Origin of the sequence: Massilia sp. ST3 (assembly GCF_018119405.1) — a bacterium.
In the GTDB taxonomy this organism is placed as follows: Bacteria; Pseudomonadota; Gammaproteobacteria; order Burkholderiales; family Burkholderiaceae_D; genus Telluria.
In genome coordinates this window covers 1-26,663 of sequence record NZ_JAGPWC010000057.1, presented here as the reverse complement: position 1 = coordinate 26,663, position 26,663 = coordinate 1, and the positions used below count along the sequence as shown (strand labels likewise).

General features: G+C 65.4%; 29 protein-coding genes and 1 riboswitch. Of the genes, 19 read left to right on the top strand and 10 right to left on the bottom strand.

Going from position 1 to position 26,663, the window contains the following annotated elements:
* The first annotated feature begins 92 nt into the window (after positions 1–92).
* Positions 93–536 (top strand): hypothetical protein, encoded by a 444-nt coding sequence (locus KBW98_RS17735; protein ID WP_211521489.1) that lies wholly within the window; start codon positions 93–95, stop codon positions 534–536.
* A gap of 126 nt (positions 537–662) precedes the next feature.
* Here KBW98_RS17735 and recQ read toward each other — a convergent pair whose 3' ends face one another.
* Both recQ and KBW98_RS17725 read right to left on the bottom strand, forming a co-directional pair.
* Positions 663–2,495: a DNA helicase RecQ gene (recQ, locus tag KBW98_RS17730; protein WP_211521488.1), complete on the bottom strand. Its 1,833-nt coding sequence runs from the start codon at positions 2,493–2,495 to the stop codon at positions 663–665.
* A 22-nt stretch (positions 2,496–2,517) separates the two neighbouring features.
* A complete protein-coding gene (locus KBW98_RS17725; protein ID WP_211521487.1) occupies positions 2,518–3,351 on the bottom strand; it encodes an undecaprenyl-diphosphate phosphatase in 834 nt (277 codons plus the stop codon).
* A gap of 217 nt (positions 3,352–3,568) precedes the next feature.
* Here KBW98_RS17725 and KBW98_RS17720 point away from each other — a divergent pair, with 217 nt between their 5' ends.
* The gene (locus KBW98_RS17720; protein ID WP_229429263.1) at positions 3,569–3,979 is read left to right on the top strand and encodes a hypothetical protein; all 411 of its coding nucleotides are present in this window, start codon (positions 3,569–3,571) and stop codon (positions 3,977–3,979) included.
* 86 nt (positions 3,980–4,065) lie between these two features.
* The gene (locus KBW98_RS17715) at positions 4,066–4,254 is read left to right on the top strand and encodes a hypothetical protein (protein ID WP_211521486.1); all 189 of its coding nucleotides are present in this window, start codon (positions 4,066–4,068) and stop codon (positions 4,252–4,254) included.
* A gap of 116 nt (positions 4,255–4,370) precedes the next feature.
* On the opposite strand, the gene KBW98_RS17710 is transcribed toward KBW98_RS17715, so the two are convergent.
* Positions 4,371–4,643: a YkgJ family cysteine cluster protein gene (locus tag KBW98_RS17710; RefSeq protein ID WP_211521485.1), complete on the bottom strand. Its 273-nt coding sequence runs from the start codon at positions 4,641–4,643 to the stop codon at positions 4,371–4,373.
* 125 nt (positions 4,644–4,768) lie between these two features.
* Here KBW98_RS17710 and KBW98_RS17705 point away from each other — a divergent pair, with 125 nt between their 5' ends.
* The 5 genes from KBW98_RS17705 to KBW98_RS17685 all read left to right on the top strand — a co-directional run bounded on the left by KBW98_RS17705 (position 4,769) and on the right by KBW98_RS17685 (position 8,967).
* Positions 4,769–5,659 (top strand): SDR family oxidoreductase, encoded by an 891-nt coding sequence (locus KBW98_RS17705; protein ID WP_211521484.1) that lies wholly within the window; start codon positions 4,769–4,771, stop codon positions 5,657–5,659.
* Between the two features lie 105 nt (positions 5,660–5,764).
* Complete coding sequence (locus KBW98_RS17700) at positions 5,765–6,418, top strand: TetR/AcrR family transcriptional regulator (protein WP_211521483.1); 654 nt, start codon at positions 5,765–5,767, stop codon at positions 6,416–6,418.
* 161 nt (positions 6,419–6,579) lie between these two features.
* Positions 6,580–7,233, top strand: coding sequence for a protein-L-isoaspartate O-methyltransferase (locus tag KBW98_RS17695; protein ID WP_211521482.1), 654 nt, complete (start codon positions 6,580–6,582; stop codon positions 7,231–7,233).
* Positions 7,234–7,242: 9 nt separating this feature from the next.
* Positions 7,243–7,566, top strand: coding sequence for a rhodanese-like domain-containing protein (locus KBW98_RS17690; RefSeq protein ID WP_211521481.1), 324 nt, complete (start codon positions 7,243–7,245; stop codon positions 7,564–7,566).
* A gap of 39 nt (positions 7,567–7,605) precedes the next feature.
* Entirely contained in the window at positions 7,606–8,967 is a 1,362-nt protein-coding gene (locus KBW98_RS17685; RefSeq protein ID WP_211521480.1) for a TolC family outer membrane protein, read from the top strand.
* A gap of 215 nt (positions 8,968–9,182) precedes the next feature.
* On the opposite strand, the gene ribB is transcribed toward KBW98_RS17685, so the two are convergent.
* The 4 genes from ribB to KBW98_RS17665 form a co-directional block, all read right to left on the bottom strand.
* Positions 9,183–9,839 (bottom strand): 3,4-dihydroxy-2-butanone-4-phosphate synthase, encoded by a 657-nt coding sequence (gene ribB / locus KBW98_RS17680; protein WP_211521479.1) that lies wholly within the window; start codon positions 9,837–9,839, stop codon positions 9,183–9,185.
* Positions 9,840–9,940: 101 nt separating this feature from the next.
* Positions 9,941–10,082: riboswitch (FMN riboswitch) on the bottom strand.
* Between the two features lie 71 nt (positions 10,083–10,153).
* Positions 10,154–10,567, bottom strand: a complete 414-nt coding sequence (gene gloA, locus KBW98_RS17675) for a lactoylglutathione lyase (RefSeq protein ID WP_211521478.1) — start codon at positions 10,565–10,567, stop codon at positions 10,154–10,156.
* An 83-nt stretch (positions 10,568–10,650) separates the two neighbouring features.
* Positions 10,651–11,082 carry an OsmC family protein gene (locus KBW98_RS17670; protein ID WP_211521477.1) on the bottom strand — a complete coding sequence of 144 codons (432 nt, stop codon included), beginning with the start codon at positions 11,080–11,082 and terminating at the stop codon, positions 10,651–10,653.
* Positions 11,083–11,093: 11 nt separating this feature from the next.
* Positions 11,094–11,435, bottom strand: a complete 342-nt coding sequence (locus KBW98_RS17665) for a hypothetical protein (RefSeq protein WP_211521476.1) — start codon at positions 11,433–11,435, stop codon at positions 11,094–11,096.
* A 134-nt stretch (positions 11,436–11,569) separates the two neighbouring features.
* Between KBW98_RS17665 and KBW98_RS17660 the strand changes: the two genes are divergently transcribed.
* The 11 genes from KBW98_RS17660 (at position 11,570) to KBW98_RS17610 (ending at position 23,227) form a co-directional block, all read left to right on the top strand.
* On the top strand, positions 11,570–12,496 hold the full coding sequence (locus tag KBW98_RS17660; protein ID WP_211521475.1) for a DUF3667 domain-containing protein: 927 nt from the start codon (positions 11,570–11,572) through the stop codon (positions 12,494–12,496).
* A gap of 140 nt (positions 12,497–12,636) precedes the next feature.
* Complete coding sequence (locus tag KBW98_RS17655; protein WP_211521474.1) at positions 12,637–13,554, top strand: NAD kinase; 918 nt, start codon at positions 12,637–12,639, stop codon at positions 13,552–13,554.
* A 39-nt stretch (positions 13,555–13,593) separates the two neighbouring features.
* Positions 13,594–15,261: a DNA repair protein RecN gene (gene recN / locus KBW98_RS17650; RefSeq protein ID WP_211521473.1), complete on the top strand. Its 1,668-nt coding sequence runs from the start codon at positions 13,594–13,596 to the stop codon at positions 15,259–15,261.
* Positions 15,262–15,529: 268 nt separating this feature from the next.
* A complete protein-coding gene (locus KBW98_RS17645; RefSeq protein WP_211521472.1) occupies positions 15,530–15,958 on the top strand; it encodes an organic hydroperoxide resistance protein in 429 nt (142 codons plus the stop codon).
* Positions 15,959–16,038: 80 nt separating this feature from the next.
* Positions 16,039–17,142, top strand: coding sequence for a ferrochelatase (hemH, locus tag KBW98_RS17640; RefSeq protein WP_211521471.1), 1,104 nt, complete (start codon positions 16,039–16,041; stop codon positions 17,140–17,142).
* A 374-nt stretch (positions 17,143–17,516) separates the two neighbouring features.
* Complete coding sequence (grpE, locus tag KBW98_RS17635; RefSeq protein WP_211521470.1) at positions 17,517–18,077, top strand: nucleotide exchange factor GrpE; 561 nt, start codon at positions 17,517–17,519, stop codon at positions 18,075–18,077.
* Between the two features lie 105 nt (positions 18,078–18,182).
* Positions 18,183–20,129 carry a molecular chaperone DnaK gene (gene dnaK / locus KBW98_RS17630; protein ID WP_211521469.1) on the top strand — a complete coding sequence of 649 codons (1,947 nt, stop codon included), beginning with the start codon at positions 18,183–18,185 and terminating at the stop codon, positions 20,127–20,129.
* Between the two features lie 121 nt (positions 20,130–20,250).
* Positions 20,251–21,375: a molecular chaperone DnaJ gene (dnaJ, locus tag KBW98_RS17625; protein WP_211521468.1), complete on the top strand. Its 1,125-nt coding sequence runs from the start codon at positions 20,251–20,253 to the stop codon at positions 21,373–21,375.
* 73 nt (positions 21,376–21,448) lie between these two features.
* The gene (locus tag KBW98_RS17620; RefSeq protein WP_211521467.1) at positions 21,449–22,108 is read left to right on the top strand and encodes a DNA alkylation repair protein; all 660 of its coding nucleotides are present in this window, start codon (positions 21,449–21,451) and stop codon (positions 22,106–22,108) included.
* Positions 22,109–22,187: 79 nt separating this feature from the next.
* Positions 22,188–22,862 (top strand): carbonate dehydratase, encoded by a 675-nt coding sequence (can, locus tag KBW98_RS17615; RefSeq protein ID WP_211521466.1) that lies wholly within the window; start codon positions 22,188–22,190, stop codon positions 22,860–22,862.
* Positions 22,859–23,227: a nucleotide pyrophosphohydrolase gene (locus KBW98_RS17610; RefSeq protein ID WP_211521465.1), complete on the top strand. Its 369-nt coding sequence runs from the start codon at positions 22,859–22,861 to the stop codon at positions 23,225–23,227. Before can ends, KBW98_RS17610 begins: the two co-directional genes overlap by 4 nt.
* A 92-nt stretch (positions 23,228–23,319) precedes the next feature.
* Here the strand turns inward: KBW98_RS17610 and KBW98_RS17605 are convergent, their stop codons facing one another.
* The 3 genes from KBW98_RS17605 to KBW98_RS17595 form a co-directional block, all read right to left on the bottom strand.
* Complete coding sequence (locus KBW98_RS17605) at positions 23,320–23,493, bottom strand: hypothetical protein (RefSeq protein ID WP_211521464.1); 174 nt, start codon at positions 23,491–23,493, stop codon at positions 23,320–23,322.
* Positions 23,494–23,611: 118 nt separating this feature from the next.
* Positions 23,612–25,072 carry an NADP-dependent succinate-semialdehyde dehydrogenase gene (gene gabD, locus KBW98_RS17600; protein WP_211521463.1) on the bottom strand — a complete coding sequence of 487 codons (1,461 nt, stop codon included), beginning with the start codon at positions 25,070–25,072 and terminating at the stop codon, positions 23,612–23,614.
* A gap of 86 nt (positions 25,073–25,158) precedes the next feature.
* Positions 25,159–26,481, bottom strand: coding sequence for an amidohydrolase (locus KBW98_RS17595; protein ID WP_211521462.1), 1,323 nt, complete (start codon positions 26,479–26,481; stop codon positions 25,159–25,161).
* Positions 26,482–26,663: the final 182 nt, after the last annotated feature.

Here is a 26,663-nt window from a genome sequence, read left to right as displayed (position 1 = left end):
GCAATAAGGCGGCAAGGGCCGTGTGATTGTAAACGGGGCTTGACGCGACTGCTGGATCGGAACTCCCTTCGTCCACCCATAGGATGCGCGCCATGCCCAGCTTTGACAGATTGATTATTGCAGCGGCTGCGACAATTTCTCTTTCGGGTTGTTCAGATTGGGAAACGCTTGAAGACGTCAGTAAGCAGCGAGCATACAAACACCTTGTCGGTTCAAAGTACGAAATCATCGGTACTGTTGACGCGTACGGGATCCGAAAGCACCCTGACCAAGCTGTTGAATACATGATATTGCTGCCACGCCCTGGTATTGCTGGTTGGGAGGTTGCGTATGACGTCCCTCTTCGCGCTGGAACGATAGTGACGATCGTCGAAGTCTACGACTCCAACAGGTGGCCCGACAACGACATCACGTTTGGTGTCCGTTTGGAGGGAACGCGTCTTCCAGAGAGCGTCCCAGTTCGAATCAATCTCTTTGGAGGTAACGAAGGGGATGGAAGCCTCGACTTGAACCCGATGCTTTACCGAAAGAGATAAGAAAGTCCGCAGGCTGGCAGTATTGCAGGGAGCGTGCCGGGGCGCTATCCGTTGTTGGCGCGGTGGTGCTGGTGGAAAGTCGGGATGGCCAGTAGTGCGCAGCTTGAATGAAGCCACGCTGCGACACTACATCATCTCGCCAATGATCGCGACAATCTCGTCGCCGTAGGAAACCAGCTTCTTCTCGCCGACGCCGCTCACGCCGCGCAGGGCGTCGAGCGAAGTCGGCTTGACCTTGGCGATCTCGCGCAGGGTGGCGTCCTGGAACACGACATAGGCCGGTACGCCGTGTTCGCGCGCCGCGCCCATGCGCCAGGAGCGCAGGCGCTCGAAGATCTGCTGTTCGGAGCGCGACAGCTCGACTTCCTCGTAGCTCGAACGCGAGGAACTCTGGCGCTTGGGCTTGACCGGCTTCTGGTACTGGCGCAGCTGCACCTTCTGCTCGCCCTTGAGCACCGGACGCGCGGCGTCGGTCAGCTTGAGCGAGCTGAAGGCGTCGTGGTCGACCGTCAGGAAGCCGAGCGCGATCGCCTGGCGCACGATGGCGCGCCATTCCTGTTCGCCGCGGTCGGCGCCGACGCCGAACACGGTCAGCTTGTCGTGGTGCCACTGGCTGATGCGCTCGGTCTGCGCGCCGCGCAGCACGTCGATCACGTGACCGGCGGCGAAGCGCTGGTCGACGCGGTAAACCGCCGACAGCAGCTTTTGCATCGGGACCGTGCCGTCGACCTGCACCGGCGGAATCAGGCAGGTGTCGCAGTTGCCGCAGGGGCCGGAGCGCTCGCCGAAATAGTCGAGCAGGCGCATGCGCCGGCACGAGAGCGTTTCGCACAAACCCAGCATGGCGTCGAGCTTCATCGACAGCACGCGCTTGAAGCCCTCGTCGGCCTCGGATTCGTCGATCATCCGGCGCTGCAGCACCACGTCCTGCAGGCCGTAGGCCATCCAGGCGCTGGCGGGAGCGCCGTCGCGGCCGGCGCGGCCGGTTTCCTGGTAATAGCCCTCGATGCTCTTGGGCAGGTCGAGGTGGCACACGAAGCGTACGTCCGGCTTGTCGATGCCCATGCCGAAGGCGATGGTCGCCACCATCACGATGTTGTCTTCGCGCAGGAAGCGGGCCTGGTTGGCCGCGCGCGTGGCGTGCTCCATGCCGGCGTGGTAGGCCAGGGCGCGGATGCCGTTCTCGTTCAGGAAGTCGGCGGTCTCCTCGACCTTCTTGCGCGACAGGCAGTAGACGATGCCGGAATCCTGGGCGTGCTCGGCGGTGATGAAATCGATCAGCTGCTTGCGGCCGTTGGTCTTCTCGACGATCGAGTAGCGGATGTTCGGGCGGTCGAAGGACGAGACGAACTGGCGCGCATCTTCCAGTTGCAGGCGGTGCGCGATCTCGGCGCGGGTCTGCTGGTCGGCGGTGGCGGTGAGCGCGATGCGCGGCACGTTCGGGAAGCGCTCGTGCAGGATCGACAGGCGGATGTATTCCGGCCGGAAGTCGTGGCCCCATTGCGAGACGCAGTGCGCCTCGTCGATGGCGAACAGCGAGATGTGCGAGGCTTCGAACAGCTCCAGGCAGCGCGGCGTCATCAGGCGCTCGGGCGCCACGTAGACCAGGTCGATCTCGCCGCTGCGCACCAGGCGCTCGATGCGCAGGGTTTCTTCGAAGGTCTGGGTGGAATTCAGGAAGGCGGCGCGCACGCCGACCTCGGCCAGCGCGTCGACCTGGTCCTGCATCAGCGCGATCAGCGGCGAGACCACCACGCCCACGCCGTCGCGCAGCAGGGCCGGGATCTGGTAGCACAGCGACTTGCCGCCGCCGGTGGGCATCAGCACCAGCGCGTCGCCGCCGCTGGCCACGTGCTCGACGATCTCGCCTTGCTGCCCGCGGAAAGCGGGATAGCCGAAGACCGTCTCGAGAATATGGAGGGCGCGTGCGCCGATGTCGGCGCCGATGTCGGGGTTCATGCTAAGTATCTATTGCACCGGGTTATTCGGCCCAGTTCACCAGGTCGAAGTGGGCGGTCACGAGGACCAGGATACCGAATACGATACGGTACCAGGCGAAGATCGTGAAGTCGTGCGTGCTGATGTAGCGCAGCAGCCAGCGCACGCACAGGAAGGCCGAGACGAACGCGGCCAGGCCGCCCAGGCCGAACATCGGCAGGTCGCTCATCGACAGCAGCTCGCGCTGCTTGATGACCGAGTAGGCGGTGGCGCCCAGCAGGGTCGGGATCGCCAGGAAGAAGGAGAATTCGGTAGCCGCCTTGCGCGACAGGCCGAACAGCATGCCGCCGATGATGGTCGCCCCCGAGCGGCTGGTGCCAGGGATCAGCGCGAAGGATTGCGCCAGCCCCACCTTGAGGGCGTCGGCATAGCCCATGTCGTCGACCGACTCGATGCGCGCCGGCCTGGCGTGGCCATGGTTACGGCGCTCGACCCACAGGATCACCAGGCCGCCGACGATGAAGGCGGTCGCCACCGGCACCGGCGCGAACAGGCGCTCGGTGATCGCCTTGTTGAACAGGAAACCGAGGATGGCGGCCGGCAGGAAGGCGATCAGCACGTTGGTGGCGAACTTCTGCTGGCGCGGGTCCGAGCCCAGGCCCGCCAGGACGTTGCGGATGCGCTCGCGGTATTCCCAGATCACCGCCAGCATGGCGCCGGCCTGGATCGCGATCTCGAACACCTTGACCTTCTCGCCGGTGAAGTGCAGCAGGCTGCCCGCCAGGATCAGGTGACCGGTGGAGGAGATCGGCAGGAATTCCGTGAAGCCCTCGACCAGGCCCATGATGATCGCCTTGATGGCGAGAACGATGTCCATGAAGCGATAAATGATGTGATGGGAATGTGAGAAAACCGCGCGGGGTGGAAGCTTACCATGCGCAGGGCCTCGCCCGTTGAGTTCGGCATGACGGACACAAGATTTTATCGGACCGGATTGCCGTTCTGTTACCGCATGTCGCTTACATCGTACGCGAGCTAACATTCCTCATCCCATCCGTGCGCGGCGCGCCTGGCAGCGTGCTAGACTCAAGCGCATGAGTGTTCTCATCGTTCTTTTGCTTGTCGTGGCCGCCATCGCGGCCCTCCAGGGTGGCCAGCTTCACAACCCCCTTCGCTACCGCCCTTGCCAGGGCCGGCTCTGGCGGCGCGCCTTTCCCGGCGCTTCGCGTAAAGACATCAGCGACTTCCTGTCTCTGGTGGTATCCACTTTTTCCTTCAAGGACGGCGACCGCCTGCGCTTCCGTCCCGACGACCAGCTGCTCGGCATCTTCCGCGCCGCGCATCCGCACCGCCGCCCAAGCGAAGCGGGCGAGATCGACACCCTGGCGCAGGCCCTGCGCAGCCGCTACGGCGTGATGCTGTCCGATATCTGGCACGAGCAATTGACCCTGGGCGCGCTGTTCCGCGACATCCAGGCGCTGCGCGGCAAGCCGGCCGCGGCCTGAGTTTTCCGGGCATACATATCCAAAAGTTACCCTGGGCAGGTAACCGAGCCTCTTGAATTGCCTCGGCACAGCTCCACGTGTTGGCAATGATGAAAGAAAAGCTCAACTGGAGGCGGCCGCTGTTCTATGCGCTGCTGCCCATCTTCTTCGTGATGGCCTTCCTGGGCTTTCCGCTACCCGTCGCGCCGCCGCCCGCCACCAAGCCGGCGCAGGAGCAGACACAGGTCGTCAAGAAAAAGAAGAAGCGGCTGGGCTTACTGGTAAAAGATGAGTAGGGTCAGCGGGTTCTCCCGCCGACGCGTTCAACCGGCGTTTCACCGGACCATGCGCCAAAACGGAGCCGATAACGATCACCGCGTGGGCGGGAGACCCGCCCACCCTACAGAGCCGATCACGGCGCCGTCGCCCGCTCCAGCTCCCCCAGCCACCTGATCGCCTGCTCCCGGCTATCTCCGCACATCTCCGCCGAAGGCTGCAAGCCCCCGCAAAACGCCGGCCGTTCCGGCTTGCCGAAAATGCGGCAGCGCTCGTCTTCCCCAAGCTGCACGCAACGTACGCCCGCCGGCTTGCCGTCCGGCATGCCGGGAATCGGGCTGGTAATCGAGGGCGCGGTGCAGCAGGCGCCGCAGTGGGAGCGGCAGGAGAAGGTGGCGGAGGTGTTCATGATCGTGCGGCGGGCAGGGGCGCCAGTATACCTGCAAGCGGGCGCAAAACGGGCGCTTCCCCGCCCCGAATCCTGTTACGTTGTTCCCATGAACACCCCGGATCACGCAGCAAGCGGAGGCATCGATGTCGAGTCCCCTTAAACCCCTGGACCGCCAGGTCGTCGTCATCACCGGCGCCACCAGCGGCATCGGCCTGGCCACCGCCCAGGAAGCGGCGAAGCAGGGCGCCCGGCTGGTGCTGGCCGCACGCGGCGCCGACGTGCTCGACGCCATCGTGGCCGGCTTCAACGCCAACGGCCAGGAAGCGGTCGGGGTCGCGGCCGACGTGGCCGACCGGGCCCAGGTCGAGCGCATCGCCCAGGCCGCGATAGCGCGCTTCGGCCGGATCGACACCTGGATCAACAACGCCGGCAGCACCATCTACGGGCGCATCGACGAAGTGGCCGAGGCCGACAGCCGGCGCCTGTTCGACATCAATTTCTGGGGCATGGTGCACGGCTCCCTGGTGGCGCTGCCCTACCTCAAGCGCCAGGGCGGCGCCCTCATCAACCTCGGCAGCGAAGCGTCCGAGGTCGCCATTCCCATGCAGGGCATGTACTCGGCCAGCAAGCACGCGGTGAAGGGCTTCACCGACGCCCTGCGCATCGAAGTCGAGCAGCTGGACGAGGCGCCGGTGTCGATCACCCTGATCGAACCCACCGCGGTCGACACGCCGCTGCCCCAGCACGCGCGCAACTACATGGACCGCGAACCCAAGCTGCCTTCGCCCCAGGTCGATCCGCACCAGGTGGCCGCGGCGATCCTGCACGCGGCGGTGGTGCCGATGCGTAATGTGCGGGTCGGCATGATGGCCGACATCGACATCATGATGGAACGCCTGCTGCCCGGCGTGTCCGACCGCCTGGCGACTTCGCTGGTGCCGCGCCAGCAGCAGGATGGCCCGCCGCGCAATCCGGACGGCAGTCTTTATGCATCGCGGGCAAGCGGCCGTATTTACGGTCCGGGCAATGCCTGAACACTTGTGACAACAAGCAGTTTCATCCGCACAACGGTCGCTTGACGCTGGCACGAACGGCGCTCTATAGTTGATGATCCTTTAATTAGTTTCTGGGCGGAAACGATGCATTGCCATATCGACAGCAAGCCACGATGGGAGCGCCGCAAGGATGCGCGTCCGCAGGAGCTGCTGGCTGCCGCGATCGATCTGTTCGTCGAACGAGGTTACGCGGCTACCCGTCTGGAAGACGTGGCGCGCCGCGCCGGCGTGTCGAAGGGCACGCTCTACCTCTACTACGCCAACAAGGAAGACCTGTTCAAGGCCGTGGTGCGCGAGAGTATCGTGCCCGTCATCGGCGACGCCGAAGTCTCGGTCGCCGGTTTCGACGGCCACAGCGCCGACCTGCTGCGCGACGTGATCCTGACCTGGTGGCGCCGCCTCGGCAGCACCAAGGCCTCCGGCATCAGCAAGCTGATCATGGCGGAAGCCGACAATTTCCCCGAGCTGGCGCGCTTCTACCAGGAAGAAGTCATGATGCGCGCCGCCCGCATGATCTCCAGCATGCTCGAGCGCGGCGTGAGCCGCGGCGAGTTCCGCGCCATCGACATCGCCCAAGTGACGCAGGTCCTGATCGCACCCACCCTGATGCTATCGACCTGGCAGCACTCCATCGGTCCTTGCGAACGTTGCGAGCTGCAACCGCAAGCCTTCCTGGACGCCTTCCTCGACCTTACCCTGCATGGGTTGGTGCCCGCGCCCGCAGCGGGCCAGCTTTGAATTGCCAGGACGTCAAATGTCCTGAAAATTGGCGTTCATCCCTTCTAAACTGCAGACTGTCGCAATTTCCCGCGCCCAAGGCTCCCCATCGTTAAGATGTGCGTCCTGAGGCCGTTCAACGATAAAATATCGGATTATTTATTTTTCCACCGAGAACTCAGATGAATATCGAACAAGCCCGCTTCAACATGATCGAACAGCAGATCCGTCCGTGGAACGTGCTGGACCAGGACGTGCTGGACATGCTGCACGTGGTCAAGCGCGAACAGTTCGTGCCGCAGGCCTACCAGAACCTGGCGTTCGCGGACGTCGAGATTCCGCTGCCGGGTGGCGAAGCGATGTTCAACCCGAAGGTCGAAGCGCGCATCGTGCAGGAAATCGCGGTGAAGAAGCATGAGAACGTCCTCGAGATCGGCGCCGGTTCGGGCTACATGGCGGCGCTGCTGGCGCACAAGGCGCGCCACGTGACCACCGTCGAGATCCTGCCGGAAACCAAGGAACTGGCCGAGCAGAACCTGGCCAAGGCCGGCTTCACCAACGTGACCGTCGAACTGGGCAATGGCGCCGAGGGCTGGGCCAAGGGCGCACCCTACGACGTGATCGTGGTGTCGGGCGCGCTGCCGGTGCTGCCGGAAGCGCTGGTCAAGCAGGTGAAGGTGGGCGGCCGCCTGGCGGTGATCCTGGGCGAGGCGCCGGCGATGAGCTGCAACATCATTACCCGCACCTCGGAAACGGCCTACGACTCGGTCAAGGTGTTCGAGACCAACGTCAAGCCGCTGACTGGCGCCGTCGCGCCTTCGCGCTTCACGTTCTGAGGAACGGCGATGCGACAGATGACCGCCCCCGAGTTGGCCGCCTGGCTGGCCGACCCGGCGCGCGAGCAGCCGCTGCTGCTGGACGTGCGCGAGAACTGGGAGTTCGAGACCTGCCATATCGCAGGCTCGACCCAGATCCCGATGCACCTGGTTCCGATCCGGGTCGGCGAGATCGACGACGACCGCGAGATCGTGTGCATCTGTCACCACGGGGCGCGCAGCATGCAGGTCGCTGCCTTCCTCGAACGGAACGGATTTGCCAACGTAACGAATTTGACGGGCGGAGTACACGCCTGGGCCGTACAGGTCGACCCTTCGATGCCGAAGTACTGACCTGAATCCTAACTTTTGATGACTCCTGTGGAGAAAGCAATGCAGAAACCCCTTATCGCCGTCCTGCTGGCCGGCGCGTTCTTCTCGCTCAACGCCAGCGCGGCCGACCTGATCCAGGTGTACCAGCAGGCGCTGGCCAACGATGCGACCTACGCCAGCGCACGCGCGGCGTTGAACGCGGGCCGGGAACGGACGACACAGGGGCGTGCTGGCCTGCTGCCCACCGTGGGCATCACGGGCGCCATCACCAAGAACGACAACGACTTCTCGCCGTTCAACGAAGGCGCGCCGATCACCCGCGCCGACGGCACCCAGGGCTTCGTCACCGGCGGCGGCGCCAACCTGCGCACCAACGAATACACGCTGGCGCTGCAGCAGCCGCTGTTCCGCTGGGACCGCTGGCAGAGCTACCAGCAGAGCAAGCTGCAGCAGTCGATCGCCGAAGCCCAGTTCGCGCAGGCGCAGCAGGACCTGATCACCCGCGTGGCCTCGGCCTATTTCGAGGTGCTGGCGGCCCAGGACAAGCTGGCCTCGATCCGCGCCCAGAAGGACGCGGTGAGCGAGCAGCTGGCATCGGCCAAGCGCAACTTCGAAGTCGGCACCCAGACCATCACCGACACCCACGAAGCCCAGGCCGCGAACGACCTGGTGGTGGCGCAGGAATTCGCCGCCGTGAACGACCTGGACAACAAGCGCAACGCGCTGCAGGCGATCATCGGTAGCGAGCCGGGCGCCCTGGCGCCGCTGAAGACCGGCATCACCCTGGCGCCGCCGCAGCCGGCCACGGTCGATCCGTGGGTCTCGTCGGCGGAATCGCAGAACTACGGCGTGACCGTGCAGGAACTGCAGGTGGAGTTCGCCAAGCGCGACATCGCCCGCAACCGCGCCGGCCACCTGCCGACCCTGGACCTGCTGGCCACCTCGACCCGCCGCGACGTCAACGGCCAGATCGCCAACACCTCGGGCGTCACCAAGAACAACGCCATCGGCGTGCAGTGGAGCGTGCCGATCTTCAGCGGCTTCGGCGTCACCAGCCGCGTACGCGAATCGATCGCGCTGGAAGACAAGGCACGCAACGACCTCGAAGCCACCCGCCGCAACGCGGCGCTGCAGGCGCGCCAGTCCTTCCTGGGCGTGAACAGCGGCCTGGCCCAGGTCAAGGCGCTGGAAGCGGCGGAAGTCTCGAGCCAGTCGGCGCTGGATTCGAACAAGCTGGGCTACCAGGTGGGCGTGCGTATCAACATCGACGTGCTGAATGCGCAGCGCCAGCTGTACCAGACCCGCACCGACCTGTCGCGTGCGCGTTACGACACCATCCTCAACGGACTGCGCCTGAAGGCGGCGTCGGGTTCGCTGCGCGAGGCGGATCTGGTGCCGGTGAATAATCTGCTGGACAAGTAATCGCGTGCACGCCTGAGGGCGTGCATGATGAGAAAAACCCGGGAGCCGGTTTGCTGGCTTGTCCGGGTTTTTCTTTTTTCGTCACTGCGCTGCGGAATTGGGTTCCGGCCTCCGCCGGGACGACGGGCATAAGGTAACGGTAAAAGGACACCTAGCCTAAAGACCGTCATCCCGGCGAAGGCCGGGATCCAAGTTTGCATGCAGCACCGCAAACACTAAACAGCCCGCACCCTCCGCCACTGAATCATCTCCGCAATCGTCAGCACCGGAAACCCGCGCTCCTCCGCGAAGCGCTCGATCGCCTCCCCACGCATCATCGTGCCATCGGCATTCATCAGCTCGCACAGCACCGCCGCCGGCGGCAAGCCCGCCATGCGCGCCAGGTCGACCGAGCCTTCGGTATGCCCGGCGCGCGCCAGCACGCCGCCCGGCGTGGCGCACAGCGGGAACACGTGGCCCGGGCGCACCAGGTCGTCCGGCCGCGCATTGCGCGCGGTCGCGGCGCGGATGGTGGTGACGCGGTCGGCCGCCGAGACGCCGGTCGTCACGCCATGGCGCGCCTCGATCGAGACCGTGAACGGGGTGCCGTAGCGGCTGCCGTTTTCGGGCGCCATTGGCGGCAGTTCGAGCGCGCGCACCTTGTCGTCGGACAGGCACAGGCAGACGATGCCGCTGCATTCGCGGATCAGGAGGGCCATGGTCTCGATCGTGAGCTTGTCGGCCGCGACGATCAGGTCGGCCTCGTTCTCGCGGTCGAAGTCGTCGAGCAGGATGACGGGAATGCCCGCGCGCATGGCGTCGAGCGCGCCCTGGATGCGGCCTTCCAGGTCGGTACTGTGGAGGGTATGGGAAAAACGGGTGGACACTAACATGTGAGACGCTCCTCGCAAAAGTTGGCGAAAAACGCATCAGGGCAAGCGAATACGCGCGCTCCGCCGAACCGCGGGAGCGGACAGGCAAAGCGCGTGGCAGCGCACATCTTCTTTCATCCGGACTATACCGTCGGCCCTGGCCTCTCACCAGGTCTGCTGACCCTGCTTGCGCAGGCGCTCGCGGGCTCGACCGTTGCCGGTCATACCGCCGGTGGGGAATTTCACCCCGCCCCGAAGACGTATTTGGATTGTTTGCCTGTTCGGCACAGGCCCGGCGATTGTAGCAGCGCCGCGCCCGGTCTGCTGAGCCGGGCTTAGTTGTTCAGCCCGCCGCCCACGGCCTGGTCCTTGCGCTCGATGAGCTCGACCTTGTAGCCGTCCGGATCGGTGATGAAGGCGATCACCGTGCTGCCGCCCTTGACCGGGCCCGGCTCGCGCGTGATGTTGCCGCCGGCCGCGCGCACCTGATCGCAGGTTTTGTAAATGTCGTCGGCCGAGATCGCGATGTGGCCGTAGGCCGTGCCCATGTCGTAGCTGTCGACGCCGTAGTTGTAGGTCAGCTCCAGCTCCGCATGATCCGGGTTGCTGCCGTAGCCGAGGAAGGCGAGGGTGTACTTGTACTCGGGATTGTCGCTGGTGCGCAGCAGCTTCATGCCCAGCACCTGGGTGTAGAAGTCGATCGAGCGCTGCAGGTCGCCGACGCGTAACATGGTGTGCAGAATGCGCATGAGGGAGGTCCTTTCGTTGATACGGAAGAGGCCATTCTATGCGCTCGCCATGATTCTTGCCGGCGGCCGGGAAGGATCCGCGCTCAGCTCTCCAGCTTCGCGCTCAGGGTGATGTTCGCGTTCAGCAGCTTCGACACCGGGCAGTTTTCCTTGGCCGTGCTGGCGGCCTTGTCGAAGGCTTCCTGGCTGGCGCCGGGAATCCTGGCCACCAGGTCGAGGTGCACCGCCGTGATCGAGAAGCCGCCTTCGACCTTTTCCATCGATACCGTGGCGGTGGTGCGCAGCTCCTGCGCCGTGAGGCCGGCCTGGCCCAGCTGGCCCGAGAGCGCCATCGTGAAGCAGCCCGCATGCGCAGCGCCGATCAATTCTTCGGGATTGGTGCCGGGACCGTCCTCGAAGCGGGTATTGAAGCCGTATTGCGCGTCCTTGAGCACGCCGCTTGCGGTCGAGACCGCCCCCTTGCCATCCTTCAGGCCGCCGCTCCAGACGGCACTGCCGTTACGCTTGATCGTCATCGTGTTGTCCTTTACGGTTTCTTGCCGGGCGCGGGCTGGCCGCCGGCTTGGCCACCGGATTGTCCATTGTCATGGTCGCGCATCGACTGGTGGCGGTCCGGCTGCGGGTTGGCCTGGCCGGTGGCGCCCGGGGCCGGTTCGACGGCCTGTTCCAGGCCCTGGCCGCGGGTGCCGTAGCGGTCGGTGTCCTTCAAGCCCTGGGCCAAATCTTCCGCCGCCTGCTTCATGATGCCGCGCGGTTCCTGATCTTGCGCATCGGGCGACTCGTCGCGCTCGTGCGGCTGGCGCTTGACGCCGTCGTTCTCGACCGGGGCCTTGGTGTTGACGAAGCGATCCTTGGTTTCGGTAACCATGTTGTCCTCCTTCTGCATTTCCGTTGGCTTAATCCTAACCGGGTGGATCGCAGACGGTCGCGCAATTGGATGATGCAATTTTGCAACTAAAGCCTTACCATGCAGGCTTGACCGTCATTGCCAGGAACCGCGCTGTGAAACCCGAAGCCCTTCCTCATTCCGAGCCCTCGATCTGCAAGAACTGCGGCGCGTCCACGACCGGCAACTACTGCCACCAGTGCGGCCAGGCCACCCACCTGCATGTGCCGAGCGCCTTCGAGTTCCTGCACGAGTTCGTGGGCCACTACGTGGCGCTGGAGGGCAAGCTGTGGAAGTCGCTCAAGCTGCTGCTGTTCAAGCCCGGCTTCCTGACCCGCGAATACATCGAGGGCCGGCGCGTGCGCTACCTGGAACCGCTGCGTCTCTACCTCACCTTCAGCATCATCTTCTTTGCGCTCTTCAAGATCGGCGGCCTGGACTTCAACGTCATGAGCACGGACCGGGACGAGATGAACCGCGCGGCGGTGGAAAGCGCGGCGGCGGTGAAAGACGACAAGGAAGCCACGGTGCAGCGCCCGGTCACGCCCGAGGACCTGGCCGAGCTCGAGAACACCGAGAAACGCATCGTGGACGCCGCCACCTCGGTGAGCCCGAAGCTGGGCCGCGGCACCCGCGAGCTGCTCGACCAGCCCGAGAAGGAACGCAGCGACGCCCTGAAGCGCGCCTTCTTCGGCAACGCGCCCTACGCGATCTTCGCGCTGATGCCGGTCTTCGCCCTGTTCCTGAAAATCCTCTACCTGGGCAAGGGGCGCACCTATGGCGAGCACTTCCTGTTCGCCCTGCATACGAACGCCTTCGCCTTCTTCATGCTCAGCCTGCTGATCCTGGTGCCGAAGGGCTGGGGCATCGTCAGTTTCGCCCTGATCGTGTGGCTGACCTTCTACCTGCCGACCGCCATGCGCCGCGTCTACGGAGGCACGCGCACCATGACCGCGGTACGCTGGTTCGTGCTGATGAGCCTGCATTTCATCAGCCTGTGCGTGGCAGCGCTCGCCGCCGTCAGCCAGGCTTTTCTCAACTGATCTTGCCACCCGGCGGGCCTCGCCCTTATACTGTTCTTTTGTACAGTATCTGACGGGTTTGGGGCGGGTGCCCAACTGGCAGGCAAGGGGATTATCGGTTAATCTCCAGCGTGTTCTTACCCATCACCGCCGAGATCGATATGTCCGCTGTCACGCCTGCACCACAACCCATCATCGCGCTCGTGGTCCGGCAAAACACGGCCGGGGTCGAGGAGCCGGTCGGCCGCATCGTGGACTTCCTGCACCAGGCGGGCTACCGCGTGGTGTTCGAGACCGACACCGCGGCCCACCTGGCCGAACACGCTTCCCTGGACGGCATCGAAGCCATGGACGTGGCCGCGATCGGCGAGCAGGCCCAGGCGGCGGTCGTGGTCGGCGGCGACGGCACCATGCTCGGCATCGCGCGCCAGCTCGCCCAGTACGACACACCTTTGATCGGCATCAACCAGGGACGCCTCGGCTTCATCACCGACATCCCGATCCAGAACATGCTGCCGGCCTTGGGCCAGATCCTGCAAGGGAATGCGCGCCGCGAGGAGCGCACCCTGCTCGAGGCGCGCGTGATGCGCGACGGCGAGCAGATCTTCTGCAGCGTGGCCGTCAACGACGTGGTCGTGGCGCGCGGCACCGGCGCCGGCATGGTCGAGCTCAAGCTGATCGTGGACGGCGAGTTCATGTACAACCAGCGTTCCGACGGCCTGATCGTCTCGACCCCCACCGGGTCGACCGCCTATTCGCTGTCGGCCGGCGGTCCGCTGCTGCACCCCAGCCTGCAGGGCATCGTGCTGGTGCCGATCGCGCCGCATGCGCTGTCGAACCGGCCGATCGTGGTGCCCGACACCAGCGAGATCGTGGTCGAGCTGGTGAGCGGGCGCGACATCAGCGTCAACTTCGACATGCAGACCTTCACCAGCCTGCAGCTGGGCGACCGCATCGTCATCTCGCGTTCGCCCCACACGGTCAGTTTCCTGCATCCGCACGACTGGAGCTATTACCATACGCTGCGCGAAAAACTGCACTGGAACGAATACCCGACCAACGACGGCAAGCTCAAGTAAATCGCCAAAGCAATCCCACCAACGGAGACCCGATTTTTCATGCTGCGCACATTAACCATCCGTGACTTCGTCATTGTCGACGCCATCGAGCTCGAGTTCTCGAACGGCTTCACGGTATTCACCGGCGAGACCGGCGCCGGCAAGTCGATCCTGATCGATGCGCTGCAACTGGCGCTGGGCGGCCGGGGCGACGCCAGCATGGTGCGCGAAGGGGCGGCCAAGGCCGACATCACGGCCGATTTCGCCCTCACCAAGCTTGCCGCGGCATGGCTGGACGAGAACGAGTTCAGCACCGAGGAGGGCGGGGCGCTGCTGCGCCGCGTGATCGACAACGCGGGCCGCTCGAAGGCCTACATCAACGGCATCTCGGCCACCGCGGCGCAGCTGCGCGAGCTGGGCGAGATGCTGGTCGACATCCACGGCCAGCACGCCCACCAGACCCTGCTCAAACCCGACGCCCAGCGCGACCTGCTGGACAACCAGATCGCCGTGCGCGACCCCGAGGCGCGCGCCGAGGTGCTGGACGTGGCCAGCCTGTACCGGGCCTGGCGCGCCCTGGTGCGCCAGCGCGAGGAATACGAGACCAACGCCAAGAACGTGCTGATCGAGCGCGAGCGCCTGGAATACCAGGTGGGCGAGCTGGACAAGCTGGCGCCGAAGGCCGGCGAGTGGGCCGAAATCAGCAACGAGCACAGCCGCCTGTCGCACGCCGCCAGCCTGCTCGAAGGCGCCCAGGAAGCCCTGAACGCGCTGTCGGAATCGGACGACCATCCTATCCTGTCGCAGCTGTCCTCGCTGAACGCCAAGCTGGGCAAGCTGGTCGACGTCGACGTGCAGCTGCAGGCCGTGCTCGACTGCATGGAGCCGGCCCGCATCCAGCTGCAGGAAGCGGTGTACGCGCTGAACAACTACATCGACAAGGTGGAGCTCGACCCGGGCCGCCTGCGCGAAGTCGATGCGCGCATGGAAGCGCTGCACGGCGCCGCGCGCAAGTACCGCGTCACGCCCGAGGAGCTGCACGACGAGCACGCGGCGCTGGCCGCCAAGCTGCGCCAGCTGGCCGACGCCACCGACATCGAAGGCCTGCGCAAGCAGGAGGACAAGGCCAAGGCCGCCTACATGGAAGTGGCCCAGCGCCTGTCGAAGCGGCGCGAGAAGGCCGCCAGGGAGCTGGGCGCTCAGGTGACCAGCGCGATGCAGGAACTGAGCATGAGCGGCGGCAGCTTCGCCGTGGCCCTGAACCCCGCCGAACCGGGCGCGCACGGCCTGGAGCAGGTCGAATTCCTGGTGGCCGGCCACCAGGGCGTGGCCCCGCGCCCGCTGGCCAAGGTGGCCTCGGGCGGCGAACTGGCGCGCATCTCGCTGGCGATCTCGGTGATCACCTCGAACGCGACCACGGTCCCGACCCTGATCTTCGACGAGGTCGACACCGGCATCGGCGGCGGCGTGGCCGAGGTGGTGGGGCGCCTGCTCAAGCGCCTGGGCCGGGAGCGCCAGGTGCTGTGCGTGACCCACCTGCCGCAGGTGGCCAGCCAGGCCAACCAGCACTTCCAGGTGGCCAAGGGCACGACCGATGCGGGGCGCACGGTGTCGCGCATCGACGTGCTGGATAACCGGGCGCGGGTGGAAGAAGTGGCGCGCATGCTGGGCGGGATCGAGATCACGGAGACGACGCGCAAGCATGCGCGGGAGTTGCTGGCGTCTTGATGGGGCATCGGCGCGTACCCGGACACTGGAGAAACGCGTTGGCTTAAGCACGTCATTCCGGCGAAGGCCGGAATCCAAGTTCGTTGCGTCCCACTTACGTCAAACGTGAGTGGTATGCGGAAAACTTGGGTTCCGGCCTTCGCCGGAACGACGTTTACGGGCCGTAGGGGTAACGCCTCTCCCATTCGCCCAAGCGTCATCCCCCCTTCATCATTCTGTGGCAAAGTGACATGCGTTCCACACCACCCACCACAAGAAGGGAGTCCGCATGAGCATCGAAAAAGTCCTCTACCGCGCCCAGGCCACCTCGCAAGGCGGCCGTGAAGGCAACTCGAAGAGTTCCGACGGCGTACTCGACATCAAGCTGTCCACCCCCAAGGAGCTGGGCGGCGGCGGCGGCCCCGGCACCAATCCCGAACAGCTGTTCGCGGCCGGCTACTCGGCCTGCTTCCTGGGCGCGCTGAAGTTCGTGGCCGGGCAGGCCAAGGTGAACCTGCCGCAGGACCTGACCGTGACCGGCGACGTCGGCATCGGCCAGATCCCGACCGGCTTCGGCATCGAGGTCGACCTGAGCATCAAGGGCCCGGGCATGGACCAGGCCCAGCTGAAGGAGCTGGTCGACAAGGCCCACATCGTCTGCCCCTATTCGAACGCCACCCGCAACAACATCGACGTGCGCCTGCACGTGTCCACCTGACGACAGGCGGGCGCATAGAGCGCCCGCCGCACGGGACCCCCACTTATAATAGAGGGCGTCCCGTCACCCACCCTTCATACATGCCATTTCGTAAAGAACCGCCTCACGCCCACGGCGCCGTACCCCAGCATGCCATCGTCCTGGTCAACCTCGGCACCCCTGACGAGCCCAACCGCAAGGCCGTGCGCCGCTACCTGAAGCAGTTCCTGTCCGATCCGCGCGTGGTCGAGATCCCGAGCCGGATCTGGTGGTTCATCCTGCACCTGTTCATCCTGCCTTTCCGCTCCGGGAAATCGGCCGCCAAGTACCGCAGCATCTGGACCCGCGACGGCTCGCCGCTCAAGATCCACACCGCCAAACAGGCGGCGCTGCTGCAGGACCTGCTCGAGGAGCGCGGGCACGAAGGCGTGAAAGTGGCGATGGCGATGCGCTACGGCTCGCCCTCGATCCCTGAAGTGCTGGACCGCCTCAAGGAAGAAGGATGCGATCGCATCGTGGTCCTGCCCGCCTATCCGCAGTATTCCGGCACCACCACCGCCTCGATCTGGGACGCCGTCTACCAGCACTACGCGCGCGTGCGCAACGTGCCCGAGCTGCGCCTGGTGAAGCACTACCACGACCACGAAGGCTATATCAAGGCCCTGGCCGAGAGCGTGCAAGGCCACTGGGACAACCACGGCCGCGGCCAGAAGCTGGTGATGAGCTTCCACGGTGTGCCCAAGCGCACGCTGCTGCTGGGCGACCCGTATTTCTGCGAGTGCCAGAAGACCGCGCGCCTGCTGGCCGAAGCCCTGGGCATCGGGCCGGAAGACTACCTGGTGACCTTCCAGTCGCGCTTCGGCAAGGCCGAATGGCTGCAGCCCTATACCGCGCCCACCGTGCAGCAGCTGGCGCGCGAAGGTCTCGAGCGCATCGACGTGATCTGCCCCGGTTTCACCAGCGACTGCCTGGAGACTTTGGAAGAAATCAACATGGAAGTGCGCCACGAGTTCGAGGCCGCCGGCGGCAAGGATTACCATTACATTCCCTGCCTGAACACCTCCAAGGCCTGGATCCTCGGCATGGCCGAGATCGCGGAGCAGCACCTGATCGGCTGGCCCACCATCCTCACGCCCGCCCAGAGCGCCAGCCAGCGCCGCGACGCGCAAGTCGGCGCCCAGCACGCGGCCCAGCTCGGGGCTTGAGCGGCCACCCTTGCCAATCTGCTAGAATGGCCGGTTTGTCACGGCGTCGCGCCGATGCCCACGTAGCACAGCCAGGCCATCACGGCCAAGGTGTACAGCACGACGGCGCCGCTGATCAGTGGTAATCGCATGATGTCTGCTCCCGGATCGCTTGCTCATCCATAGGCAAGCTTGTCGAGAAGCTTACGGCTTATCGTTGGGAAATGAATCACGGAAATAGTAAATACTGTAACAATTGTTATCAGGCTGGCTTCGGGATGCTTTTTCTGCAATTCCCCTTGAAATTGTAGGAGATCGCCCCATCTGGGTGCCTGACCATCCAGGCGGGAACCTGTCCTGTCTCAGCCAAGTCCTTGATTCTAGGAGTTTTTTCGATGCAAGACCAAGAAAACAAAGAGGTGATGAACCAGCCTGAAGGCGAAGCGCCCGTCGCAGACGCGGCAGCAGCCCAGCCTGCCGCCGCCGCATCGGGCGAGCCGGGCCTCGAAGAACAGCTGAGCGCTACCGAAGCCAAGCTGGCCGAAATGCACGACGCCTTCATGCGCGCCAAGGCCGACGCGGAAAACATCCGCCGCCGCGCCCAGGAAGACGTGAGCAAGGCCCACAAGTTTGCGATCGAGAGCTTCGCCGAAGCCATGGTGCCGGTGCGCGACAGCCTGGAAATGGCCCTGAAGGTCGAGACCCAGACTGTCGAAGCGATCCGCGAAGGCGTCGAGATGACCCTCAAGCAGCTCACCGCGGCCTTCGAAAAGAACCGCCTGCTCGAAGTGATGCCGCAGCCGGGCGAGAAGCTCGACCCGAACAAGCACCAGGCCGTCGCCGTGGTGCCGTCCGAGCAGGAAGCCAATACCGTGGTCGCCGTGCTCCAGAAGGGCTACATGATCGCCGACCGCCTGCTGCGTCCGGCCATCGTCACCGCAGCCGCACCGAAATAAGCGAACAACAAAAACGGGAGCGTGCTGCGGGTTAAGCTCTTGAAAGCACGCAGTTTTTCCCAATATTGAATCCATCCGAAACGTAAAGCTAAAAGGAAAAAAATCATGGGCAGAATCATTGGTATCGACCTGGGGACCACCAACTCCTGCGTCGCGATCATGGAAAACGGCCAGCCGAAGGTGATCGAGAACGCCGAAGGCGCGCGTACCACGCCGTCGATCATCGCTTACCAGGAAGATGGCGAGATCCTCGTCGGCGCCCCGGCGAAACGCCAGGCCGTGACCAACCCGAAGAACACGCTGTTCGCTGTCAAGCGCCTGATCGGCCGTAAATTCGACGAAAAGGAAGTCCAGAAGGACATCAGCCTGATGCCGTACTCGATCATCAAGGCGGACAACGGCGATGCCTGGGTGCAGGTGCGCGACAAGAAGCTGGCGCCGCCGCAGATCTCGGCCGAAGTCCTGCGCAAGATGAAGAAGACCGCCGAGGACTACCTGGGCGAGGAAGTCACCGAAGCCGTCATCACGGTCCCGGCCTACTTCAACGACTCGCAGCGCCAGGCGACCAAGGACGCCGGCCGCATCGCGGGCCTGGACGTCAAGCGCATCATCAACGAGCCGACCGCGGCCGCGCTGGCCTTCGGCCTGGACAAGACCGACAAGGGTGACCGCAAGATCGCCGTGTATGACCTCGGCGGCGGCACCTTCGACGTCTCGATCATCGAGATCGCCGACGTCGAAGGCGAGAAGCAGTTCGAAGTGCTGTCGACCAACGGCGACACCTTCCTGGGCGGCGAGGACTTCGACCAGCGCATCATCGACTACATCATCGACGAGTTCAAGAAGATCAACGGCCTCGACCTGTCGAAGGACCCGATCGCCCTGCAGCGCATCAAGGCCTCGGCCGAGCGCGCCAAGATCGAGCTGTCGTCCTCGCAGCAGACCGAGATCAACGAGCCCTACATCGCCATGGCGAACGGCGCGCCGGTCCACCTGAACCTGAAGATCACCCGCGCCAAGCTGGAAGCACTGGTCGAGGAACTGATCAACAAGACCATCGAGCCGTGCCGCATCGCGATCAAGGACGCCGGCGTCAAGGTCTCGGACATCGACGACATCATCCTGGTCGGCGGCATGACCCGCATGCCGAAGGTGCAGGAGAAGGTCAAGGAGTTCTTCGGCAAGGATCCGCGCAAGGACGTCAACCCGGACGAAGCCGTCGCCGTCGGCGCCGCGATCCAGGGCTCGGTCCTGTCGGGCGAGCGCAAGGACCTGCTGCTGCTGGACGTGACCCCGCTGTCGCTGGGCATCGAGACCCTGGGCGGCGTGATGACCAAGATGATCCACAAGAACACCACGATCCCGACCAAGTTCTCGCAGGTGTTCTCGACCGCCGACGACAACCAGCCGGCCGTGACCATCAAGGTCTACCAGGGCGAGCGCGAGATCGCCGCGGGCAATAAAGGCCTGGGCGAGTTCAACCTCGAAGGCATCCCGCCGGCGCCGCGCGGCACCCCGCAGATCGAAGTGACCTTCGACATCGACGCCAACGGCATCCTGCACGTGGGCGCCAAGGACAAGGCCACCGGCAAGGAAAACAAGATCACCATCAAGGCCAACTCGGGCCTGACGGAAGAAGAAATCCAGAAGATGGTGAAGGACGCCGAGCTGAACGCGGAAGAGGACAAGAAAGTCAAGGAAATGGCCGAAGCCCGCAACCAGGGCGACGCGCTGGTCCACTCGACCAAGAAGTCCCTGACCGAATACGGCGACAAGCTGGAAGCGGGCGAGAAGGAAAAGATCGAAGCGGCCATCGCCGACCTCGAAGGCGCGATCAAGAGCGGCGACAAGGCCGACATCGACGCCAAGACGGCGGCCCTGTCGACCGCGGCCCAGAAGCTGGGCGAGAAGATGTACGCCGACATGCAGGCGCAGCAGGCAGGCGCCCAGGGCGCGGCCGGCGGCCAGCAGGCCCCTGGCGGCGACTCGTCGGCCAAGCAGGACGACGACGTGGTCGACGCGGACTTCAAGGAAGTGAAGGACGCCAAGTAAGACAGCGCGCGGGGCCGTCGGGGCCCCGCCCGCACGGGACCGAGCCGATGACCAGACTGGTTCCCGGCTCGGTTTTTTTGCATAGACCGTTCAGTAAGTAGACTTAACAGCAAGGTGCCGCATGGCAAAGCGTGATTTTTACGAGATCCTCGGGGTCGCCAAGAATGCGTCGGAAGACGATATCAAGAAGGCATATCGCAAGCTGGCGATGAAGTATCACCCCGACCGCAATCCTGACAACAAGGAAGCGGAGGAGAAGTTCAAGGAGGTGAAGGAAGCCTACGAGATGCTGACCAACGCGGAGAAACGCGAGGCCTATGACCGCTTCGGTCACGCCGGCGTGGACCCGAACAGCGGCATGGGCGGAGGCGGTTTCGGCGGGGGCGGCTTCGGCGACGCCTTCGGCGATATCTTCGGCGACATCTTCGGCGGCGGCCGCGGCCGCAGCTCGGGTCCCCAGGTCTACCGTGGCGCCGACCTGCGCTACAACCTCGAGATCACGCTGGAGCAGGCGGCCAACGGCTTCGATACCACCATCCGCGTGCCGAGCTGGGACAAGTGCGACACCTGCCACGGCAGCGGCGCCAAGCCGGGCACCCAGCCCGTCACCTGCACCACCTGCGCCGGCCACGGCCAGGTGCGCATGCAGCAGGGCTTCTTCAGCATCCAGCAGACCTGCCCGAAGTGCCACGGCAGCGGCAAGATCATTCCGGAACCCTGCGCGGCCTGCGCCGGCGCCGGACGCATCAAGCGCAACAAGACCCTGGAAGTGAAGATCCCGGCCGGCATCGACAACGGCATGCGCATCCGCTCCTCGGGCAACGGCGAGCCGGGCACCAACGGCGGGCCGCCGGGCGACCTGTACGTGGAGATCCACATCAAGCCGCACGCCGTGTTCCAGCGCGAAGGCGACGACCTGCACTGCGAGATGCCGATCTCGTTCTCGAAGGCCGCCCTGGGCGGCGAGATCGAGGTGCCGACCCTGACCGGCAAGGTCTCGTTCACGGTGCCCGAAGGCACCCAGACCGGCAAGACCTTCCGCCTCAAGGGCAAGGGCATCAAGGGCGTGCGCTCGGGCTACGTGGGCGACCTGTTCTGCCACATGATCGTTGAGACCCCGGTCAAGCTGACCGACAAGCAGAAGGACCTGCTGCGCGAGTTCGACCGCCTGACCAACGAAGGCGGCTCGAAGCACAGCCCGCAGAGCAAGGGCTGGATGGACAAGGTCAAGGACTTCTTCGAGTAAGCGGTCCGGATCGAAGCAAACGCCGAGCGGTGCGAGCCCTCGGCGTTTTTTTGCGGCTACCCACGGGAGATCCATGTCCACTGCCTCCGCCTTCGAACACCGTCTGCGCCCGCTGGCCGATCCCGCACGCGCGGCGCCGATGCGCGCCTACATGAAGGACCAATTCGCCTTCCTGGGCCTGCCCGCGCCCCTACGGAGAGCGGCCGTCAAGGACCTGGTCGCCGCCCACCCGCAGGATCCGGACCGCCTGCTGGACAGCGCGGAAGCCCTGTGGCGCCTGCCCGAGCGCGAATTCCGCTACACCGCCGTCGACCTGCTGCGCCACCACCACCGGCGCCTGGCGCCGGCGCAGCTGCCGCGCCTGCAGGACTGGCTGCTGCGCGACAGCTGGTGGGACACGGTCGATGGCCTGGCCGCCGTGATCGGACGCATCGTGCTGGCCGCGCGCGGCGCCCAGGTAACGATGGACGCCTGGATCGCGCATCCCGATTTCTGGGTCCGGCGCGCGGCGATGCTGCACCAGCTGGGCTGGAAGGGCGCGACCGACACGGAGCGCCTCGGACGCCATGCCCTGCTGCTGGCGGGAGAACGCGAATTTTTCATCCGCAAGGCGATCGGCTGGGCGCTGCGCGACTATGCGCGCACCGACCCGGCCTTCGTGCGCGCCTTCGTGGACGCCCACCGCGCACGGCTGTCGCCCCTGAGCCTGCGCGAAGCCGCAAAACATTGCTGAGCGTGGCGTGAGGGACGGCGCCTCGCAACACTGGTAAACTCCGGGATTGCCGAAGATGCATACGACAAAAGGAGCCAAGATGGACAACAAGACCAAGGGATTGACCGCGGAAGAGCTGTTTGCCCGCAATCGCGACTGGGCCGCCTCGATGGTGGCGAAGAACCCGACCTTCTTCAAGGCGCTCTCCGAGCAGCAGGCGCCGGAATACCTGTGGATCGGCTGTTCCGACAGCCGCGTGCCGGCGAATGAACTGCTGGGCATGGCGCCGGGCGAGCTGTTCGTCCACCGTAACATCGCCAACGTGGTGGTGCACTCCGACCTGAACTGCCTGAGCGTGCTGCAGTTCGCGATCGACGTGCTGAAGGTGAAGCACATCATCATCTGCGGCCACTACGGCTGCTCGGGCGTGCATGCCGCGCTGACCGACGGCCGCGTGGGCCTGGCGGACAACTGGCTGGGACACGTGCGCGACGTGCGCGAGAAGCACGGCAAGTACCTGGGTGCGGTGAGCGGCCGCGCGGCGAGCAACCGCCTGGTGGAGCTGAACGTGGCCGAGCAGGTGATCAACACCGCCCAGACCACGATCGTGCGCGACGCCTGGGAACGCGGCCAGCCGCTGACCATCCACAGCTGGGTCTACGGCGTGCACGACGGCCTGCTGCGCGACCTGGGCATCACCATCAGCAGCCACGAGGAAATCGCGCCCAAGCTGGCGCGCGTGCTGGATGGCTACGTGGAGAAGGACGCCGCGTGAGCGCTGCGCTCGAGGGCGACCTGGCGCGCCTGCGCGCGCTCGTGCGCGAATTCGTGGACGAACGCGACTGGGACCAGTTCCACACGCCCAAGAACCTGGCATCCGCCTTGAGCGTGGAAGCGGCCGAGCTGCTGGAGCATTTCCAGTGGCTGCAGCACGGCCGCCTCGAGGAACTGGGACCGGACAAGCTGGCGGAGGTGCGCCACGAGATGGCGGACGTGCTGGTGTACCTGGTGCGCCTGGCGGACAAGCTCGATGTGGACCTGTTCGCGGCGGTGCAGGAAAAGATGGTGCTGAACCGGGCGAAGTATCCCGCCGAGCAGGTGAGGGGGGATGCGAGGAAGTATTACGAGTACAAGAAGTAAGGAGAGAAGGTAGCTGGCGCTTTTCCGGTCCAGTTTTCTCGGCACGCCATTCCTGCCAGTGGCGGGAATGACGTGCTTATGCCGCTGCTCCACTACGCCAGCGCAGGCACCGTCGAGACTGAAGGCGCCGCCACAAGACCATGGCTGCGCGCCCGGTCCTGCCCCGCATCCTCCAGCGTAAACGCCCCCGCCAGCTTGCCCAGCTCATTGGCCTGCGTCAGCAGCTGCTGGCTGGCGGCGGCCGCCTCTTCGACCAGGGGCCGCATGCTGCTGCGTCACCGCGTCTGGAAGGCGATGCCGTCCTACGCCATCAATCAAAAATGACGGCTTGTGAAAACATAACAACGGATGAGCTCGATACTGCATCCGTTGTTGTCGTTCACATCACGCCTGGACGCCGCCCATGCAGATGTACTTCACGACCAGGTAGTCGTCCATGCCGTAGGTGGAGCCTTCGCGCCCCAGGCCCGACTGCTTGACCCCGCCGAAGGGGGCCACCTCGGTCGAGATCAGGCCGGTGTTCACGCCCACCATGCCGGTCTCGATGGCCTCGGCCACCCGCCACACGCGTCCGATGTCGCGCGCGTAGAAATACGACGCCAGCCCGAACTCGGTGGCGTTGGCCATGGCGATCACCTCGTCCTCGGTCTTGAAGCGGAACAGCGGCGCCACCGGGCCGAAGGTCTCTTCGCCGGCGATCAGCATGTTCCCGGTCACCTCGGCCAGCACGGTCGGCTCGAAGAAGCTGTGTCCCAGCGCGTGGCGCTTGCCGCCGGCCAGCAGCTTCGCCCCCTTGCCCAGCGCATCCTCGATGTGCTGCTCGACCTTGCGCACCGCCTTCTCTTCGATCAGCGGGCCCTGGTTGACGCCTTCGTCGACGCCGTTGCCGACCTTGAGCTTGCCCACCGCCGCCACCAGCTTGCGCGCGAATTCGTCGTACACGCCGTCCTGCACGTAGATGCGGTTGGCGCATACGCAGGTCTGGCCGGCGTTGCGGTATTTCGAGGCGATCGCGCCCTCGACCGCGGCGTCGAGATCGGCGTCGTCGAACACGATGAAGGAAGCGTTGCCGCCCAACTCAAGCGACAGCTTCTTGATCGTCGGCGCGCACTGCTCCATCAGCAGGCGGCCGACGGCGGTGGAACCGGTGAAGCTCAGCTTGCGCACCAGCGGGTTGGCGGTCATCTCGCCGCCGATGGCCTTGGCGTCGCCGATGACGACGCTGAACACGCCCTTCGGCACGCCGGCGCGTTCGGCCAGCACCGCCAGGGCCAGCGCGGAATAGGGCGTCAGCTCGGCGGGTTTCAGCACGATCGGGCAGCCTGCGGCGAGCGCCGGGCCCACCTTGCGGGTGATCATCGCGGCCGGGAAGTTCCAGGGCGTGATCGCGGCGCACACGCCGATCGGCTCCTTGGTGACGACGATGCGGCGGTCCGGCCAGGGCGATTGCAGGGTCTCGCCGGCGATGCGCTTGGCTTCCTCGCCGAACCACTCGAAGAAGGAGGCGGCGTAGGCCACTTCGCCCTTGGACTCGGGCAAGGGCTTGCCCTGTTCGGCCGTCATCAGGAGCGCCAGGTCGGCGGCATTGGCCAGCATCAGGTCGGACCAGGCGCGCAGGATGGCCGCACGCTCCTTGGCGGTCTTCTTGCGCCAGGCCGGCCAGGCGGCGTTGGCGGCCTCGATGGCGCGCCGGGTTTCATCGGCGCCCATGTGCGGCACGGTGCCGAGCTGCTCGCCGGTGGCGGGATTCACGACCGGGAAGGTGGCGCCGTTGTCGGCGTCCACCCAGGCGCCGTCGATGTAGGCCTGCTGGCGCAGCAGGGAAGGATCGTTCAGGTTCAGCATGGAACTCCTCGCGCGTGTTGCGTTGTCTGGAAAGGAAGCATGGTAGACCTTTTCGACAAGCCGCGCTGCGCGCCCGGCCGCCATCGCTACTGCTTGCGCATCAGGTCCTGCAGCGCGACCACGGTGGCCTGGACGCCCATCTTCACCGCGGGGCCGGGCAGGACCTTGAACAGCGGGCTGTGGTGGCTCGGCAGCTTGAGCTTGCCGGCCTTGGCCGCGGCGATGTCCTCGGGCGCGGTGCCGCCGACCGTGAAGTAGACGCTCGGGATATACGGATCGGTGACGAACTGCGGAAAATCTTCCGAGCCCATGCCTTCGCGGAATTCCTCGGCGCCGATGGCGTCCGCGCCAATGTCGCGTTTCCAGGCCGCGCCCAGGCGCCGCACCAGCTCCACGTTGTTGAGCACGGGCGGGGTCGGGTGGTCGACCAGCTTCACCTCGGGCAGTTCGGTATCGAGCATGCCGGCGGCGCGCGCGGTGTGCTCGGCCACGCGCCTGATCGCGTCCAGCAGCAGCTTGCGCGTCGCCGCGCTTTCGCTGCGCACGGTCAGCTGGAGCCTGGCGTTGTCGCCGATGATGTTGGCCTTGGTGCCGCCGTGGAAGGAGCCGACCGTGATCAGGCCCGGCTCGCGCGGGCTCAGTTCGCGGCTGACGATGGTCTGCAGGCCAAGCACGATCATCGCGCCCAGCACGATCGGGTCCTTGCCGCGGTGCGGGCTGGCGCCGTGCGCGCCCACGCCCTTGACCAGGATCTCGACGGTGTCGGCGCCGGAGTAGGGCGAGACTTCGGACGCATGCACCTTGCCGGTCTCGAGGTCGGCCTTGACGTGGAAACCGAGCGCGTAGTCCGGCTTGCCGAAGCGCTTGTACAGGCCGTCGTTCATCATCGCCAGCGCGCCGCCGATGCGTTCCTCGGCCGGCTGGCCGATCAGCATCAGGGTGCCCGACCACTTGCCGCGCTCCGCCGCCATGCGGCGCGCCGTGCCCACCAGGCTGGTCATGTGCACGTCATGGCCGCAGGAGTGGGCCACCGGCACCACGTTGCCTTCCATGTCCTTCTGGGTGGCGGTCGAGGCGTTCGGCAAGCCGGATTTTTCCTGCATCGGCAAGCCGTCCATGTCGGCGCGCATCATCACCAGCGGGCCGGGGCCGTTCTTCAGGATCGCCACGACGCCGGTGCCGCCCACTTTCTCGGTGACCTGGAAGCCGGCGTCGCGCAATTCCTTCGCCAGGCGCGCCGCGGTCTTCACTTCCAGGAAGGATAGCTCGGGGTTGCGGTGGAAGTGGTCGAACAGGGCGGCGAGATGGCTGTCGTAGTCACGCGCGATCGCTTGTTCGAGCTCGGAGGCGTGGAGGGACGGGGCGGCAAGCAGGACGGCGGCGAGGAGGGCGGGCAGGTGTTTTTTCATGGGTCCGTAGGCGCAAGGTGGAGGGGCGATGCGTAACAGACATAGTAGAGTCTTTCGCAACCGGCGTCATCCGCATGAACGCCGAAGCGAGTGACGGGGGGGGGGGGGGGGGGGGGCCCCCCCCCCCCCCCCCCCCCCCGCCGCCGCCCCCCCCCCCCCCCCCCCCCCCCCCCCCCCCCCCC

Excerpts from the sequence above, each read along its gene's own strand:
- KBW98_RS17715 (WP_211521486.1), top strand. The coding sequence starts at position 4,066 with ATGATGAAAGAAAAGCTCAACTGGAGGCGGCCGCTGTTCTATGCGCTG.
- can (WP_211521466.1), top strand. The coding sequence starts at position 22,188 with ATGGACAACAAGACCAAGGGATTGACCGCGGAAGAGCTGTTTGCCCGC.
- KBW98_RS17695 (WP_211521482.1), top strand. The coding sequence starts at position 6,580 with ATGAATATCGAACAAGCCCGCTTCAACATGATCGAACAGCAGATCCGT.
- KBW98_RS17705 (WP_211521484.1), top strand. The coding sequence starts at position 4,769 with ATGTCGAGTCCCCTTAAACCCCTGGACCGCCAGGTCGTCGTCATCACC.
- KBW98_RS17605 (WP_211521464.1), bottom strand. The coding sequence starts at position 23,493 with ATGCGGCCCCTGGTCGAAGAGGCGGCCGCCGCCAGCCAGCAGCTGCTG.
- gloA (WP_211521478.1), bottom strand. The coding sequence starts at position 10,567 with ATGCGCATTCTGCACACCATGTTACGCGTCGGCGACCTGCAGCGCTCG.
- gabD (WP_211521463.1), bottom strand. The coding sequence starts at position 25,072 with ATGCTGAACCTGAACGATCCTTCCCTGCTGCGCCAGCAGGCCTACATC.
- KBW98_RS17595 (WP_211521462.1), bottom strand. The coding sequence starts at position 26,481 with ATGAAAAAACACCTGCCCGCCCTCCTCGCCGCCGTCCTGCTTGCCGCC.
- KBW98_RS17710 (WP_211521485.1), bottom strand. The coding sequence starts at position 4,643 with ATGAACACCTCCGCCACCTTCTCCTGCCGCTCCCACTGCGGCGCCTGC.
- KBW98_RS17670 (WP_211521477.1), bottom strand. The coding sequence starts at position 11,082 with ATGACGATCAAGCGTAACGGCAGTGCCGTCTGGAGCGGCGGCCTGAAG.
- recQ (WP_211521488.1), bottom strand. The coding sequence starts at position 2,495 with ATGAACCCCGACATCGGCGCCGACATCGGCGCACGCGCCCTCCATATT.
- dnaJ (WP_211521468.1), top strand. The coding sequence starts at position 20,251 with ATGGCAAAGCGTGATTTTTACGAGATCCTCGGGGTCGCCAAGAATGCG.
- KBW98_RS17665 (WP_211521476.1), bottom strand. The coding sequence starts at position 11,435 with ATGGTTACCGAAACCAAGGATCGCTTCGTCAACACCAAGGCCCCGGTC.
- hemH (WP_211521471.1), top strand. The coding sequence starts at position 16,039 with ATGCCATTTCGTAAAGAACCGCCTCACGCCCACGGCGCCGTACCCCAG.
- KBW98_RS17735 (WP_211521489.1), top strand. The coding sequence starts at position 93 with ATGCCCAGCTTTGACAGATTGATTATTGCAGCGGCTGCGACAATTTCT.
- KBW98_RS17655 (WP_211521474.1), top strand. The coding sequence starts at position 12,637 with ATGTCCGCTGTCACGCCTGCACCACAACCCATCATCGCGCTCGTGGTC.
- ribB (WP_211521479.1), bottom strand. The coding sequence starts at position 9,839 with ATGTTAGTGTCCACCCGTTTTTCCCATACCCTCCACAGTACCGACCTG.
- KBW98_RS17645 (WP_211521472.1), top strand. The coding sequence starts at position 15,530 with ATGAGCATCGAAAAAGTCCTCTACCGCGCCCAGGCCACCTCGCAAGGC.
- grpE (WP_211521470.1), top strand. The coding sequence starts at position 17,517 with ATGCAAGACCAAGAAAACAAAGAGGTGATGAACCAGCCTGAAGGCGAA.
- KBW98_RS17620 (WP_211521467.1), top strand. The coding sequence starts at position 21,449 with ATGTCCACTGCCTCCGCCTTCGAACACCGTCTGCGCCCGCTGGCCGAT.
- KBW98_RS17690 (WP_211521481.1), top strand. The coding sequence starts at position 7,243 with ATGCGACAGATGACCGCCCCCGAGTTGGCCGCCTGGCTGGCCGACCCG.
- dnaK (WP_211521469.1), top strand. The coding sequence starts at position 18,183 with ATGGGCAGAATCATTGGTATCGACCTGGGGACCACCAACTCCTGCGTC.
- KBW98_RS17685 (WP_211521480.1), top strand. The coding sequence starts at position 7,606 with ATGCAGAAACCCCTTATCGCCGTCCTGCTGGCCGGCGCGTTCTTCTCG.
- KBW98_RS17725 (WP_211521487.1), bottom strand. The coding sequence starts at position 3,351 with ATGGACATCGTTCTCGCCATCAAGGCGATCATCATGGGCCTGGTCGAG.
- recN (WP_211521473.1), top strand. The coding sequence starts at position 13,594 with ATGCTGCGCACATTAACCATCCGTGACTTCGTCATTGTCGACGCCATC.
- KBW98_RS17720 (WP_229429263.1), top strand. The coding sequence starts at position 3,569 with ATGAGTGTTCTCATCGTTCTTTTGCTTGTCGTGGCCGCCATCGCGGCC.
- KBW98_RS17700 (WP_211521483.1), top strand. The coding sequence starts at position 5,765 with ATGCATTGCCATATCGACAGCAAGCCACGATGGGAGCGCCGCAAGGAT.